Source organism: Glaciecola punicea ACAM 611 (genome assembly GCF_000252165.1).
Classification (GTDB): domain Bacteria; phylum Pseudomonadota; class Gammaproteobacteria; order Enterobacterales; family Alteromonadaceae; genus Glaciecola; species Glaciecola punicea.
In genome coordinates, this window is sequence record NZ_BAET01000006.1 from 113,131 (window position 1) to 127,881 (window position 14,751).

The window sequence follows — 14,751 nt, forward strand, 5'->3', positions numbered from 1 at the left end:
CTGATTCCTACCAGAGCCTTTTTCGGCATATAGCGCGTTGTCAGCTCAACAAAGACCAGAACAATGACTTTTGCGTGTTATTTCTTATGTTTTATTTCGACGCCTTAGCAGCAAAACTTTAGAAATAACGATGATTTAATGGCGTATTTATGAAATATATATACGATAATCTAAACATTAAGCTCTTGTCGGGATTGACGCACAAAAATGAGCAATGCTTGAAGCTGTATCTTGGCTAATATCAACACACACGATCGGGAACACCTCAGTAGCATGAATAGTGCCCATGACTTGGCGGCATTTTGCATTAACGCCTGCTTTTAAAAGCAGTCGGTAAAAATTAATGCCTTCATCGCGCAGTGGATCACACTCATTTACGCTTATCATCGTGGGCACTAAGCCTTCTACGTCTTTTATATCAGCAAAGCCAGGCCATGCCAAAGGATTACGATTAGTGAACTCGTCAATGCCGTAAATAATAGCGCCTTGATTGTTATGCAGATCGAGCAAAATACCGTTATTCTCAGTTGAAGATGGATTTTGCTTCAGCGGCCACTGCCCGGCAATATAAGGACAAAGTGCATATATTCCGGCAATAATACCAAGCTTAGATTCTTGTTTTAACCGCAGCGCGGTCGCAATCGCCAAATTGCCGCCGCCACTATCGCCAGCCACCACAATGCGCTTTGGATTGATCAACAGTGATTCACTTTCTTCACTCAGCCATTTTACACCGGCAACACAATCATCTAAACCCGCTGGATATGGCGCTACCTCTGGGGCTGATGAAGCCACTAAAGCATTTCTAAAATCGACCATGGCTACCGCTATTCCTTGCGCCGCCATTATTCTGCCCCATGCTCTATAATTGCCATCGAAGCAAGACATAGTGGCCATGCCGCCGCCGTGAATATAATAAACACAGGGCACTATTTGGTCATTATCAGGACGTATGAACAAGACCTTAACCGCGTTGCCATTAGGCTTTGACGAGAAGATTTTGGTGCTAATAGCAAGACCCTTTGAAGGCGCTATTTGTTCATTATCACACCTGTTCAAAAAGCCGCTTATAGCAGTTCTGGTAGCGATGGCTCTGTCGGTATTGGCCGCTTCTAGGGCAGCCTCGCGGTTTTCAACGTTACCGCTACCGCCCATTGCTACTTTGCCAAAAATAGCTTTAATACGAGGGTCTATTCTTATATCGTCGTTGATCTTACTCATTTTTTACTCCTGTTTTACGTGTGGGTATATTATCGTAAATAGCTTAGACTACCCACCAAAAGCTTGGATAAAAAATTTCTGAATTAAGAAAATCGCGCTATTTAAAATTATACTTAAACGATAAACTTAATTCACGGCCCCGGGTTTCAGAACGTAATAATACGTCTTCAAATTCTAGCCTTTTTTCTTGATCAAGCAGATTTTGAAGTTTAACCGTAATGGTCGTATTGAAGTTAGGATAGTACTTGTATACCGTATCAAATGAATGAAACGGCTGCTCAAAACTATCTGCAAAACCATCTATGCCAGGAATAAGGATCCGCTCACCAAACACGTTATAAACGAATGAAGCAGAATGCTCGCCGTTGTCAGAATCAAAACCTAACTGCAGGTTAGCCACAAATTGAGAGTGCCCTGTTAAACGCCTTTTGGTGTTGGTTATAGCCGCCGACACGCCTGTTAGTTCAACAATGCTTTGCCTATCTAGCACTATTTGTGAGTCGCTTAAGGTAATATTCCCCGATGCAAATAAGTTGTCCCACACACCGTCGCCCATAATGTCTAGACCTTGCAAAAACTCCATTTCAAGGCCGTATACAAAGCCCGATTCAGCGTTAGCTATGCGTATAAGCGGCGGACCATCTTGGGCCGGTGACTGCACAGATTCAATCGGATTGTCCATATCTTTATAGAAAAGACCCACCGAGATATTATTACCAGCCTCGCGATACCATTCCCAGCGCAAATCTAGGTTGATGATAGAGGTTGTTTTTACGCCCGGTGTACCGGCAATAGGAAAGCCTGTTAACGGGTCAATATAAGTGGCTGAACTCACTTCGCGTAGGTCGGGACGCACCACAGTTTGACCAATACTACCTCTAAACTGCATCGCATCACCAAGCATGTAGGTCAGCGCTAGCGCAGGGTAAAAGTCGCTCTCGGAAAAAGCAAGCTCTTCTAAACCGTTTTCAGTTAAGTCAAATTTGCCAGTTCTGGGGTCAAATGGCGCGACTACTTGCCTGAAGTCCTCAAAGCGAACGCCGCCGCTAAGGCGCCACTGGTTTTTATAGAAGAAATCACCTTCAACATAATAGGCATCCACTTTTTGACCAGCAACGTAATCATCGCCTGCGATGGTTGTATCGCGAATAACGGCACTGCCGGTTTGCTGTGCATTTAACAAAACCTCATCACTAAAAATACTGGAAAAGGTATTGCCTTGTAATATCTCAGCGTTAGCAAAAGCGCGTGTATTAATATCAAAGCGTCGGTTTTGCGCCGTTCGTGACTTAGTCACAAAGTCAGCGCCAAACTTAAACTCCATTTCCCAATTTTCAATGCTCATTGGGTAGCTAAAATTGTAGCCGAAGTTTTCCAGCCTATCGTTCAAATTTTGAAACGAATAGCGCGCGGCAGTAGGCGCATTAGTTAAACTTATTTCGCTGTTGATGTCAAAAATACTGTCTAGATTTGCATCTTCAATAATAAAGCGTGATTCAAAGTTACCAGGCGCATTACGCAGTGAACGACCCAATGAATAGCGCCAGTCAAAGCCAATAAAGTCATATTCGGGAAAGGTATGTTTACCTTTAAGCTGATTCGTAAACATTCTGCGTTCTTCATATTCAACCACCACATCACGAATACGCAGATTTTCCCCTACACTTAAATTCTCAGTGTTACCAAATTGTTCTCGTATTTCGTCTCGGGTGTCACTCAATACAATTAAGCTATAGTCAAGCTGATGGTTGCGATTATAATCAACACCAAAGGTGAATAGATTTGAATATTGAACGGTAGTTTCAGTGGCTGATATATCGTCAAAAAAGCGCACTAACTCTATCTCATCGCCAATGCGATCGGCCTGCTGTAGTTCATACTGTTGCGTTACTCTTGTTTTATTACTATAAGCATTAGCTAACAAAAAACCTATCCGCCACTTGTCAGTAATATCGTAGCTGTTGCCATAGGTAAGATTGAAGCTACCGTCGGGGCCGATAGACTCTGCTAATGGGTCGTAGCTGCGCTTTACTGATATAAATATATCCCGCGCGAAGTCAGGGTCGAGGTTATCTAAAAACTGCTTATTTTCCCAGCGTTGCAAGATTAATGCGGGTGCAGCACGGCTGCCGTCGTCTTTGCCGCGCCAGTCAGAATCTCCGCCTTTATAAGTAAGACCATTACTGCCATTGTCTGCGTTATAGCCCGTGCCTAAACTAATGTTGAATACTTCTTGGGTAGGAATAGACTTTAAGCGTATATCAACGTTACCGCCGCCAAACGACGCCGACATAGAGGGTGAGTATGATTTTTGCACCGACAAACTTTCTATAATGTCAGCGGGAAATAAATCTAGCGGGATAACGTTTCTTGTTGGATCGGGGCTTGGCACCGCCGCACTATTTAACGAGGTACTTGAATATCGTTCGCCTAATCCGCGCACGTAGATAAACTTTCCGTCTACTAAGGTTAAACCCGTTACCCGGCGAAGTGCCGACGCGGCATCGCTATCCCCAGTGCGTGATATTTGATCTGCGCCTAATATGTCTACCACGAAGGCTTGATTTTTGCGTTCTTCAATCACCGCCGTCGCGGTACCTTTAAGCCGCGTACCTTTCGTCACAACTTCTTCAATAGCTTCTTCATTTGTACTTTGAGCGCTACTAATATTTGTGACGGTAAGGGATGCTAGCACCATTAACGTGATTGTAGACAGCGGATACTGTTTTGCACCTAACAACATGTGTTACCTCATTCACTACTGATTTATGTGGACGTTCTTTACTATTTTACAAAAGCTAACTGCGTTTTTATAATGTGCAAATTCACGCTAGTAATCCGGTATGCAAACCCGTCTGATACAAAAGTACGCTGGCGTAATATCGTTGCTCAGCGTACTTAATTGCTTCAATTAATCCCCAAAGGCGCAGAATTAGTCTTCTAAACCCACGGTCCAATCAGCAGTCCAGTTATTATCAGCGCTTTTCACTGCGCCAATAAAGTCTGTGTTAATAAAGAAGCTATTAACAGCGCTTACATCAGTTGGGCTGGTGGTATCAATGGTGTATATGCCGTTAAGTACTGCCGCGATGCCGCCCGAAACGATGCTGCTGCCGGCTTGTGCAGTGAACCATGCTGTGGTGTCAAAGGCACTGTTGCTACTATTTTTCACCGCCTCATCGCAGGCTAACACCGAACTTTGAAAAACCATTTGAGGACTTGCACTGCCGTTAACGTTGCCAAGCAATGTCGTGTCAGCATCGTTTGTTAAGTCTAGCTCTAAACATTCACCCATGCCGGCAGGACCCGTTACCACAACGTTGTATAACTGTGCGTTAGTCTGGTCGCGCAACAACACACCTTCTGAGTCGTCTTCACCGTCAAAGGTGTTACCAATTATAGTCATATTGGCAATAGTGGGGTTTGAAAACGGTGAGCCAGTGCCGCCATCTCCGTCGCCTTCTATGCCACGATTAGCGTCGGAATTATCACTCGCATGTTTGACTAACACAAACTGTAGTTTACCCTGATAACCATTATCCCAATCGACCGAATCGTCTTGAATACCGGTTAATACAACGTAGCGAGCATTTACTGCACCGCCGAAGAACTCAATGCCATCATCAGCATTTTTATGCACTTGTAAATACTCAACCACCGTGCCTGATCCAACACCACCAAAGGTAATACCGTTAAGTTCGTTGTCAGGCGCTATTTCGAATCCGCCGTGCATAACGCGCACATAACGCAGTGTACCTGAGCTTTCGGTGTTGTTAGAACCACCAAATACAGCGCCCTCTTGCGCGCCTTCAACCTGCAGCGAGCAGTCGCCTGTTTCTGGGCATTTCGTTGAGTAAGCATTGCCAAGTACTATCATGCCCCCCCACTGACCGGCTGCACCATTGGCTAAGCCAGCAACCACACCATTTGCTACATGCTGACTTGATGTGAAAGTGATAGGTTTAGCGGCAGTGCCGTTAGCCTCAATTGCAGAGCCTCGACTAACAACTAAGTAGTCATTGCCAGATGCGCCGTATACTACTACGCCAGGATCAATCGTTAGCGTTGCGCTGTCGCTGTTATCGCCGCCCACAAATACCGCGCCAGAAAGCGCATAGTGATTGCCTTCTACAAGGCGCAGATCACTGGTAATACGACCTGTAATTTCACAGGTGTTAGTGTTGCCGTCAACCGCCGCTATGCTGCTTGTGCCTTGTGGACAGCCCAGTGGAGTTTGCACAACTGTTACTGCACCGCCACCAAAACCAAATGCCCAGCCGCTGCGCCAATCGTTCTCACCTATGGCTCCTACAAAGTTATTGGCAGTAAAAAATGCGTCAATGTTAGCCGGGTTGGTACCTGCGCTTAGCAGTTCGCTTTGCGCAGTTAAGGTACCGTCTTGATTCAAGCCTAGCTGGCCGCGGTTCTCAAACGCCACTACCTTGTTATTGGCCTGTAAGGTGGAGAACCAGTTGCCAAGTTCCACACCGCCTTCAACCGTGTTAAACGGTTCAACACACGAAATATATGAGTGAGAAATAGTAATGTTACCATTGCCAAGATTGCCCTGAACGGTATCGTCTGAATCCATTTCTAAACATTCGCCTGTCCCGCTGGAGCCCGCAATTAGCATGTTGTAAATTTTGGCGCCGCTTTGATCGCGCAACAATACGCCTTCAGAGTCGTCTTCGCCGTCAAAATTGTTGGTAATAATGGTGATGTTAGCCAAGGTAGGCAGCGAGAAGTTGGGACCGTCTCCACCATCGCCATCGCCTTCTATACCGCGGTTTGCATCAGAATTGTCGGCAGCATGTTCGATGTATACGTATTGTAATTTGCCTTTATAGCCGTTGTCCCAGTCTACCGAGTCATCTTGTATACCGGTTAATACCACGTGCTTTGCGTTTACGCTACCGCCAAAAAATTCAATGCCATCATCTGCATTGGCGTGCACTTGTAAGAAATCTATTTCGGTGCCTGAGCCTACGCCGCCAAAAGTAATGCCGTTTAGTTCGTTGTCGGGGGCTATTTCAAAACCTGCGTATTTCAATACTAAGTAATTTAAATTACCCGAACTGTCGGCGTCGTTGGTGCCACCAAACACCGCGCCTGAAGCTACACCTTCCACCTGTAATGAGCACGTAGAGCCATCGGTGGGGCATTTAGTAGAAGGGGCGTTGCCTAAAATAACCATGCCACCCCATTGCCCTGCCCTTACTTCATCGCCTAGTACGTCGTTCAGCGAGGTCATTATAACAGGACGAGCCACTGTGCCATTTACTTCTATTTTAGAATCGCGGCTTATCACTAAATAATCGCCGCCGGTTCTGCCTAGTATGATAGTGCCTTCTTCAATTTCTAAGGTGGTGCTGTCAGCTTTATCGTTGCCGATAAAAACAGGACCTTCAAGCGCCCATACGGTGTCGTTGGTGAGTGTAACTTTACCGTTTATGGCGTCGGCGTTCGTTAAACGGCCGCTAATTGCACGTACTTCAATTTGTTGACCTAACGCGGCAGACACTTGACCCGTTAAAAACGAATTAGCCGAACCTACCCTGTTATTGTCCACCGGCGGCGCTACTGGGGGCTGATTATCGTTATTTATAACGCTGTTATCAATAACATCGCCTTCTGAAATATTAATGTCGCCACCACAAGCGCTAAGTGAAATGGCCGCAGCCACTAGTGAGATGCTAAAAATTCCGTTGCGTTTCATGTTGCTCTCCAACTCATAAGGGTAAGAAGTATTCGAATTAATGAGAGAGTAGCGCAGGCAAATGACAGATTTGTTACAAGCAAACATTGTCACAAAACTTTCATACTAGACAGGGATTTGAATCATGCAAGTGTTTTCTGGCGGGAGTAATAAAGGGTTTGGATATAAAAGTCAGGCCTTAAAAAACCCAGCGAGTCGAGCTTATTTGTAGCAATGGGGTTACCAAGGGATCCTATCGGTCTCATTATAAGGCTTATTTGCAACAGGAAATATTCACCGGCCAAGATTGTCGGCCGCCGCAGCTTTCTTCAATCGAGGCGTTTGCGCACTTGCCGCATTGCCCACCAGACAATACCAACAATCGGCAGAGTTACCCCTGCCGTCACTACTCCTCGTGATATCTGCGCCATCTCTGCAGCCGGATAAAGCAGATAGGCTGCCAGCGACACTGCGTAATAGCTGATTGCAACCACCGACAGGCCTTCTACCGTCCGCTGCAGGCGTAATTGGGCATCCGCGCGCCGGTCCATACTTTCAAGAAGCGATTGATTCTGGGTAGAGCGTTCTACGTCTACGCGCGTGCGCAGCAGATCGCCTGCTCGCATCGCGCGGTCTGCCATGGCCCGCAGCCTGACCTCGGCGCTGCTTACGGTGCGCATCGCAGGGGTATAACGACGTGACATAAACTCCTCAAATATCTGACGTCCCTCAAATCGCTCCTCGCGCAGCACTTCAATACGCTGGACCACAATCTCTTCATAGGCATGGGTGGCAGAAAAGCGGAATGAGGCCTGTGAAACCATTGCCTCGAGCTCAGCCGAGACCTTCAAAAGCCCAATTAAAGTATCCTGCGCCGGCAGGGTGTTACCACTCATTTCCTCAATCAGACGGGTTAGCTCAACGTCAACTTGCCCCATACGCCCCGACATCTCGCCGACCCTCGAAAAACCTAGCATCGACATAGTCTTATAGGTTTCAATTTCGCACAGGCGCTGCACAATGCGGCCTAGACTTCGCTTACCGATATCCTTATCAGCGCTCACAGCAAAGCGAGAGTGTCCAGCCGCATCGATACGAAAGTCGCCTGCTATAGTCGCGGTATCGCCCAAAACACGTGCAACCGCTACGCTCTCACCAACAAACCAGTCGGAAATTGCCCTGCTCAAAGTCTCTTGAGAGTTGCGTGTCTCAATCCGAATCAAAGCAGATGTGATCCGAACGCCAGGTGCCAAAGACAACCAATCGGCAGGGAAAACCTCGAAATCGGCCGGATCGAACGCCCGTTCTGATAGATGCTCAATGAACACAGTGTAGGTCACAAACTCAGAGTGACTTTCCCATTTTAAGGTGTGACGGCCAATTTTGCCGAAATAATGATTGCTATTAGGTGACGGGTGCACTGCACCAAAGCGGTCAAGCAGGTTGAGCAGATGCGCTCGGTCTACGCCGCGATCCCGCGCTATAGCACGCATTGGCTGTTTAACCGCAAGAAACACAGCCACGCAAGGCGCCGACAGGGACGGAAACGGCCGTGCATGCAGCTCATTTGCTAAGCTAAAACGCAGAGGGTGGTCGGTAATTGACGGCATAATATCGGTTCCAGCAAGATTTACGGCACTATATGCTTACGCAGCAGATATGAAAATGGATGGTTACAAGCCTGCATCTTATAAAAAATGAGCTTACACGCAAAAAGGTGGGGAAACAATTCACGCTAATATTGAGTGATTATCGGTAATACGCAAATGCATTACCGAGCCAACTCAAACAATATAACTGCGCACAATTTCGAAAGAGCCTTAAAAAACTAACTATTTTTTGTTTTCTTAGACTTTTTCTTCTTAGCGTTCTTTTTAGATTTTTTGTCTTTCTTGTTTTTCTTTTCCTTCTTTTTCTTTTTTTCTTTTTTATTTTTTTTGTCTTGCTTAGATTTATTTTTTTTCTTTTGATTTTTTTGCTCTTTTTCTCTTTCGCTTTTTTTACATCATCAGCAGACTCATTGTCTGCACTAGCGTCATCTATGGATGCTTCTTCTATATTAGCCACTGGCGTAATATCGGCTTCGCTCTTCGGCGATTTAGATGTTACCGAAATGGTTTTCTTAGCCTCACTTGTTTTTGTAAGTGTATTTTTTACAGATGTTTTTTCAGCGACTGCTTTTTTAGTATTACCTGATTCAAACATGGTCATACCTAATTTTTTAAAACGCGTAATTAGATAGCCAACCTGGACTTTGTTCAAAGATGATTTTTCAGAGGCTATGATCTTACTTTCTCCATTGTTAAGAGATAATAATGCCCTTGCGCGTTTTCCATTTAGGTTGGCATGTTGTGCTAATTGTTCACATTGCAGTAATGCAGGAGAATCGAGTAAGGGTTTAACAGTTGCAGAGTTGGTCATTGGTGCTCTCCATATCTTTTTAAGAGTGAAATTGGGACTAGATTAACTATAGGTTCTATTTAATAGTTTAGATACTTATTTGTCTGGATCACCATCGCTAAGTAATCATTAACGCGGTGTATGTTGCAATATAATATAGAGCTGATATTGCGCACCCATTTTAAGAAAAAATTCTCTAATATTTTTCACCCAAGCAATCAATGATGGCTTGATTGCATTTTTCTAAATTGGCCACAAACATTATTTTATCTGGCCAATTCACAATGGCTATTCCTTCGAAGCACTGAGGGCTTGAAAGTGTGAGTAAATTGCTACTGTGCTACCTCTACAGCGACCGAATTGGGCTCAAGTTGCGCTAGCTGACGCAAAATAACCCGTTCAGAAACAGCGAAATATCCATTTTCTTCCACTAAAGCCTGGCCTTCTTGTGACATTATAAAACGCAAAAATGTGCGTGGGAGCGTAGTAAGAGCCTGATTAGGTGGCTTATTTACAATTATATAAAGATAGCGCGTAAATGGATAATCACCTGCACGTAGATTATGCGGGGTTGGCCTAAAGTATTGCCCGCTTTCATTTGCAATAGAGAGCATTTTTACATTGTCGTTTTTATAACCAAGCGCAGCATAACCAAGCCCTCCAACGCTAGACGCTATGGATTGCACTACCGAAGATGAGCTAGGCATTTCGTTTACAGTTTGTAAGAAGTCACCGTTGCACAAGGCTTTTTGCTTAAATAAATCATAGGTGCCCGAGGCTGAATTTCGCCCGTATAGCTGAATTTTTCGGCTAGCGCCGTATTTGTTAATGCCTAAGTCTCTCCAATCGACTATTGCGTGTTTTGCGCCGCATAAGCGGGTAGCTGAAAACATCGCGTCTACTTGGGCCAAACTTAAGCGCTCTAAGGGATTATTTTTTTCTGTGTAAAGCGCAATAGCATCTATCGCCACAATAAGGGTGGTAGGCGCATAACCATGTTTATTAATAAAAGCAGCCACTTCTTGCGTGCTTAAAACCCGCGACATGGGGCCAATATCAGCGGTACCTTGAGTAAGTGCTTGGCTAGCCGTGGCGGAGCCTGTGGCCTGAATTTGGAAATTAATATGTGGGTACAGTTCTTGAAATCGCTGCGCCCATATAGCCATGAGACCGGCTAGTGTATCGGAGCCCACCGAACTTAGAGTGCCGTAAACGCCAGGAGTAGATCGATAATCATTCGTATCGACTATCGGCCTCACTTGCAGCTCTAACAGACTATCTGTAGGAATAACTTCGTTTGCCAGCGTTGGACTATTTACCAAAAACGCGCATAAAATTAAACCAACGAAAAAAAGGTCATTATATTTTCCACTCAGCTTGTGGTTTCGCCGCGCGCTTCGATTCATGGCTACAAGTCTTCCCAATCATCGCCGATGAGCTCATTAGGCAATAAAAACGAAAACTTACTGCCTTTTCCCACCGTGCTGCTTATTTCCAAGCGAGCATTGTGGTGGTTAAGTACGTGTTTCACAATTGACAGCCCTAAGCCCGATCCGCCTGTTGTGCGAGAACGGCCTTTATCTACTCGGTAAAAGCGCTCGGTCAACCTGCGTAGGTGCTTGTCTTCTATGCCATCGCCGTTGTCGATGACGGCAAAATAAGCGCCGCCGGCTTTACGTTTGAATTTTACTTCAATACTGCCCCCCCTAGGGGTGTAGTGAATAGCATTAAAAAGTAAGTTGGAACATGCGCTGCGCAGCTCTGGTTCAACTCCATATACGCGTAAATCATTGTCTATCGTGAATTTTATGCTATGTTTTTTGATTTTATTAAGGGCGTTTGCTTCTATTTCTACCTGCCTTAACATGGCCTGCATATCAACCACGTTCTCAAAAATACGGTCACTTGAGGACTCAATACGCGATAAAATAAGCAGGTCTTCAATGAGCACCTGCATACGTTTTGTTTGCGAACCCATTTCTGACAGCGCCTTTCCCACAATGGGGGGGGAGTCGGTAGTCGTAGATTCTAGCACCTCCAAATAGCCATTTATAACGGTTAACGGGGTTTTTAGCTCATGCGACACATTCGCCACAAAGTCTTTGCGCATTTCTTCTAAATGAGACACCCTTGAGACGTCGCGTGCAATCAGCAGTAACTGGTCTTGTCCGTACTCCATCATTCTGTATTCGAACATTTTGTTTGGGTTAGTGGGAGCAGGGACTTCAATGGGGTATTGATAGTCGCCTTTATGCAAAAAATCGACAAAGCTGGGATGGCGTATAAGATTGTCTACTCGACGGCCTTTATCTTCAGGCCAGTGTAAGCCTAGCTCAATGCGGGCGTTACGATTACACCACATAATACGCGCGTCTTTATCAATTACCACTAAGGCATCAGGCAAGGCTTCGGAACCTTCACGAAAACGCTTTACCAGATCGCCTAAACTCTTACGTTTAGCCCTATTACGGCGCTGCAGATAGTATATGCCTTCATAGATATGATGCCATATACCAGAGGCATTTGGCGGCGACATTGTTTTGCTATGCCATAGCCATTTGGTGAGTTTATATAAGTGCAGATAATTTATGATAAGCACTACAACCAGCGCTGAAATGAGCATGAGCATTACGTGGTCAAACAAAAATCCCACTAGCAAAATAGCGCTTAGGTACAGCGTGAATCGCAGCAGCGTACGCGACCAAAACTGAGGATAGTACATTAACTCAACTCTTAACCGAAAAACGGTAGCCCGAACCACGAACCGTTTGTATTAGGGTGTCGTGTCCATTAGCAGATATCGCTTTACGTAAACGCCGTATGTGTACGTCGACCGTGCGGTCTTCTACGTAAACATTAGTGCCCCACACGTTGTCAAGCAACTGCTCGCGACTGTAAACTCGTTCGGGGTGAGTCATAAAAAAGTGCAAAAGTTTATACTCGGTAGGCCCTACTTCAACCGCCTCATCAAAACTAGTCACCCTGTGTGACACTGGCTCAAGCACAAGGCCATTAAATTCTATAGGCTCTTCTTTAGTAGTGGGCGTAACTCGGCGCATCACCGCTTTTATGCGGGCAACTAGCTCTTTAGGCGAGAATGGTTTGGTGACGTAGTCGTCGGCGCCCGCTTCAAGCCCTCGAATCTTATCGTCTTCTTCGCCGCGGGCGGTTAGCATAATAATGGGAATATCTTTGGCGACGTCATGTTGTTTTAACTGCTTTGCAAACTTTATACCACTGCCACCCGGCAGCATCCAGTCTAACAAAATCAGTTCAGGGTATGGTTCTTTAATTTTGGCAAGACCCACGTCGTAATCTTGCGCTTCAACCACCGTAAATCCAGCCTGTTCTAATACGAAAGTAAGCATATCGCGAATTGGCGCCTCGTCTTCAACTACTAAAATGGTGCGGGACATCTTTTTCTTCACTCGCGTCATAAATTTAAGCCATAGTATTAGAGTGATGTGTGACAGTTTTATGAAACAAGTCACAAAAGATGTCAAGTAATGAATGATATTCACAGTGTACAACGTGTTGCAAAGCGACAACAGCAAGAAATTTTGATCAAGTCTTTGACCCATCGTCATGGTGTTGCTACTCTCTTGCTCCATTTTTGTAAATCAAAGGGCTAAGTGAAAAGAGTATGTGGTTTAAAAATTTAAAAGTATATCGTTTTACCAGTAAGTTCGCCTTCGATGAAGAACAACTCCAAGCGATGCTTGAGAGCATGCCGTTTCGCCCCTGCTCTTCACAAGACATAGAAAGTAAAGGCTGGATTAGCCCCATTCCCAAAGCTGAAAACTTATATCACAAAGCCAATCAAGACTTTTTATTCAGTCTAAAGCGCGAGCAAAAGCTGTTGCCTGCCAGCGTGATTAATAGTGAACTAATACAAAAAGTCGGTGAAGTAGAAACTGAAACCGGCTCGCCTATGCCTAAAAAAGCGCAAAAAGATTTGAAAGAAGAAATTACGCAGCGTCTTTTACCGCGTGCTTTTAGTAAATTTGGCGTAACTAACGCGTTTGTTTCCATCGATCAACAAATTGTGGTGGTAGACGCCAGTTCTGACAATAACGCTGAAGCAGTTTTGTCTTGCTTACGCAAGTGTATTGGCAGTTTGCCCGTAGTGCCTTTTTCTAAAACTCAGCAGCAAGAAGTATTAACCGACTGGTTGATAAAAGACGTCCCCGCTGGCTTTGAAATACTCAATGAAGCAGAGTTTCAGTCAACGGCGGAAGACGGCGGAACTATTCGCTGTAAAAATCAAGATCTCGACGCCCAAGAAGTGCTTAATCATGTGCAAGCGGGCAAAATGGTACACAAGCTGGCGATTTCTTTTCAAGAAAAGTTGACCTGCATTATTGCCGAAGACTTATCTGTTAAGCGCTTGAAGTTTACTGACATAGTGCTTGAGCAAAACGAAGATATTGAAAAAGAAAACGTAGCATTGAAAATTGACGCAGACTTTATGTTGTTTAGCAGTGAAGTGAAGGCGTTTATTGCCGAGTTAGATACTGTCTTTTCGCTTAGCGAAGGGGACGCTATTTAGCCAAGCGGTTTGATATTAAGCAACGTTATTTGAGACAACCAACTTACCTTCATTCAACTTTCTTTGCGCTATACACGAAGCATCAGAAAGTTGAGAAAGGCTCGCCTAATCAAGCGAGCCTTTTTTCTGTTTTCTACGCCTCCGCTATTTCTCCCACACGATATACTTTTTTATATTTTTTCGTTAAATGTGCTGACAGCAAGCTACCCAACACAGCCGGCGCTATCCAGAAAATAATTTGATACTCGCCAATGCCAGATAAAAGATGTCGGCCGCCGAAAGCCGCAAATGCAGTATATGCGCCAATACCCGAGCCTATCATGCTGCCAATATGCTCAAGCAAGTAGCCGCCAGGCCTAATGTTGTTGCATAGCACGTAGCGCAGCATACTTATGCCCGCGCATGATCCTAAGATACCGAACAGCAAATGCAAGGTCTGCTCGCGCACAATGCCTATTGCTATAAATACAAGCCCGCCCAGTGCCAACATAGCCAAGGGACTTACATAGCTTACCTTGCGCAATAGACTGCGATTGTTAGCGGCTTTAAGTACCGCATCGCCATGGCGCGTGGTGGTATAGCTTAGCAAGGCTAAATACAGTAAAAACAACCAGAAATAACGCACGTTCTCTATTACTATCGCCGCATTGGGTGCATTGGCTAACTGCGGCTTTACAGCCAAGGGCATGGCAATAACCATGACCGCCATAACGGCGCCCGTGGCAGCAACGCAATACATTACATTGCGATAAGCGCGACCAAATTTCTTGTGTTTAAGCTGACCTTTTTTAGTCAACAGTGGCACCCAAAATAAGATTAAGGCGGCGGTGCCAACTACTATGTGTAAAAAGAAAAGCGTTGAATGAATGTGTAACATGCGTGTCTC

10 protein-coding genes are annotated in these 14,751 nt (G+C 45.1%); 1 reads left to right on the plus strand and 9 read right to left on the minus strand.

Features of this window, described 5'->3' with window-relative positions:
* Nucleotides 1-177 precede the first annotated feature (177 nt).
* From GPUN_RS02145 to phoB, 8 genes are all read right to left on the minus strand, one after another.
* Nucleotides 178-1,221: an alpha/beta hydrolase fold domain-containing protein gene (locus GPUN_RS02145; protein ID WP_006002972.1), complete on the minus strand. Its 1,044-nt coding sequence runs from the start codon at nt 1,219-1,221 to the stop codon at nt 178-180.
* Between the two features lie 97 nt (nt 1,222-1,318).
* On the minus strand, nt 1,319-3,964 hold the full coding sequence (locus GPUN_RS02150; RefSeq protein ID WP_006002974.1) for a TonB-dependent receptor domain-containing protein: 2,646 nt from the start codon (nt 3,962-3,964) through the stop codon (nt 1,319-1,321).
* A 189-nt stretch (nt 3,965-4,153) separates the two neighbouring features.
* Nucleotides 4,154-6,937, minus strand: coding sequence for a beta-helix domain-containing protein (locus tag GPUN_RS02155; RefSeq protein ID WP_006002976.1), 2,784 nt, complete (start codon nt 6,935-6,937; stop codon nt 4,154-4,156).
* A gap of 308 nt (nt 6,938-7,245) precedes the next feature.
* Nucleotides 7,246-8,526 carry a DUF3422 family protein gene (locus GPUN_RS02160; protein ID WP_006002979.1) on the minus strand — a complete coding sequence of 427 codons (1,281 nt, stop codon included), beginning with the start codon at nt 8,524-8,526 and terminating at the stop codon, nt 7,246-7,248.
* 139 nt (nt 8,527-8,665) lie between these two features.
* Nucleotides 8,666-9,337, minus strand: coding sequence for a hypothetical protein (locus GPUN_RS14115; protein WP_006002980.1), 672 nt, complete (start codon nt 9,335-9,337; stop codon nt 8,666-8,668).
* A gap of 311 nt (nt 9,338-9,648) precedes the next feature.
* The gene (locus GPUN_RS02170; protein WP_006002982.1) at nt 9,649-10,722 is read right to left on the minus strand and encodes a PstS family phosphate ABC transporter substrate-binding protein; all 1,074 of its coding nucleotides are present in this window, start codon (nt 10,720-10,722) and stop codon (nt 9,649-9,651) included.
* Between the two features lie 2 nt (nt 10,723-10,724).
* Nucleotides 10,725-12,038 (minus strand): phosphate regulon sensor histidine kinase PhoR, encoded by a 1,314-nt coding sequence (gene phoR / locus GPUN_RS02175; RefSeq protein ID WP_006002984.1) that lies wholly within the window; start codon nt 12,036-12,038, stop codon nt 10,725-10,727.
* A gap of 4 nt (nt 12,039-12,042) precedes the next feature.
* Entirely contained in the window at nt 12,043-12,732 is a 690-nt protein-coding gene (gene phoB, locus GPUN_RS02180) for a phosphate regulon transcriptional regulator PhoB (protein WP_006002986.1), read from the minus strand.
* A 227-nt stretch (nt 12,733-12,959) separates the two neighbouring features.
* Here phoB and rdgC point away from each other — a divergent pair, with 227 nt between their 5' ends.
* Nucleotides 12,960-13,865 (plus strand): recombination-associated protein RdgC, encoded by a 906-nt coding sequence (gene rdgC, locus GPUN_RS02185; protein WP_006002987.1) that lies wholly within the window; start codon nt 12,960-12,962, stop codon nt 13,863-13,865.
* Between the two features lie 133 nt (nt 13,866-13,998).
* On the opposite strand, the gene GPUN_RS02190 is transcribed toward rdgC, so the two are convergent.
* Nucleotides 13,999-14,742 carry a hypothetical protein gene (locus GPUN_RS02190; RefSeq protein WP_141567192.1) on the minus strand — a complete coding sequence of 248 codons (744 nt, stop codon included), beginning with the start codon at nt 14,740-14,742 and terminating at the stop codon, nt 13,999-14,001.
* Between the last annotated feature and the right edge of the window lie 9 nt (nt 14,743-14,751).

Bases quoted from the DNA above. Each gene is read 5' to 3' on its own strand.
- GPUN_RS02145 (WP_006002972.1), bottom strand. From the start codon at position 1,221: ATGAGTAAGATCAACGACGATATAAGAATAGACCCTCGTATTAAAGCT.
- GPUN_RS02150 (WP_006002974.1), bottom strand. From the start codon at position 3,964: ATGTTGTTAGGTGCAAAACAGTATCCGCTGTCTACAATCACGTTAATG.
- GPUN_RS02155 (WP_006002976.1), bottom strand. From the start codon at position 6,937: ATGAAACGCAACGGAATTTTTAGCATCTCACTAGTGGCTGCGGCCATT.
- GPUN_RS02160 (WP_006002979.1), bottom strand. From the start codon at position 8,526: ATGCCGTCAATTACCGACCACCCTCTGCGTTTTAGCTTAGCAAATGAG.
- GPUN_RS14115 (WP_006002980.1), bottom strand. From the start codon at position 9,337: ATGACCAACTCTGCAACTGTTAAACCCTTACTCGATTCTCCTGCATTA.
- GPUN_RS02170 (WP_006002982.1), bottom strand. From the start codon at position 10,722: ATGAATCGAAGCGCGCGGCGAAACCACAAGCTGAGTGGAAAATATAAT.
- phoR (WP_006002984.1), bottom strand. From the start codon at position 12,038: ATGTACTATCCTCAGTTTTGGTCGCGTACGCTGCTGCGATTCACGCTG.
- phoB (WP_006002986.1), bottom strand. From the start codon at position 12,732: ATGTCCCGCACCATTTTAGTAGTTGAAGACGAGGCGCCAATTCGCGAT.
- rdgC (WP_006002987.1), top strand. From the start codon at position 12,960: ATGTGGTTTAAAAATTTAAAAGTATATCGTTTTACCAGTAAGTTCGCC.
- GPUN_RS02190 (WP_141567192.1), bottom strand. From the start codon at position 14,742: ATGTTACACATTCATTCAACGCTTTTCTTTTTACACATAGTAGTTGGC.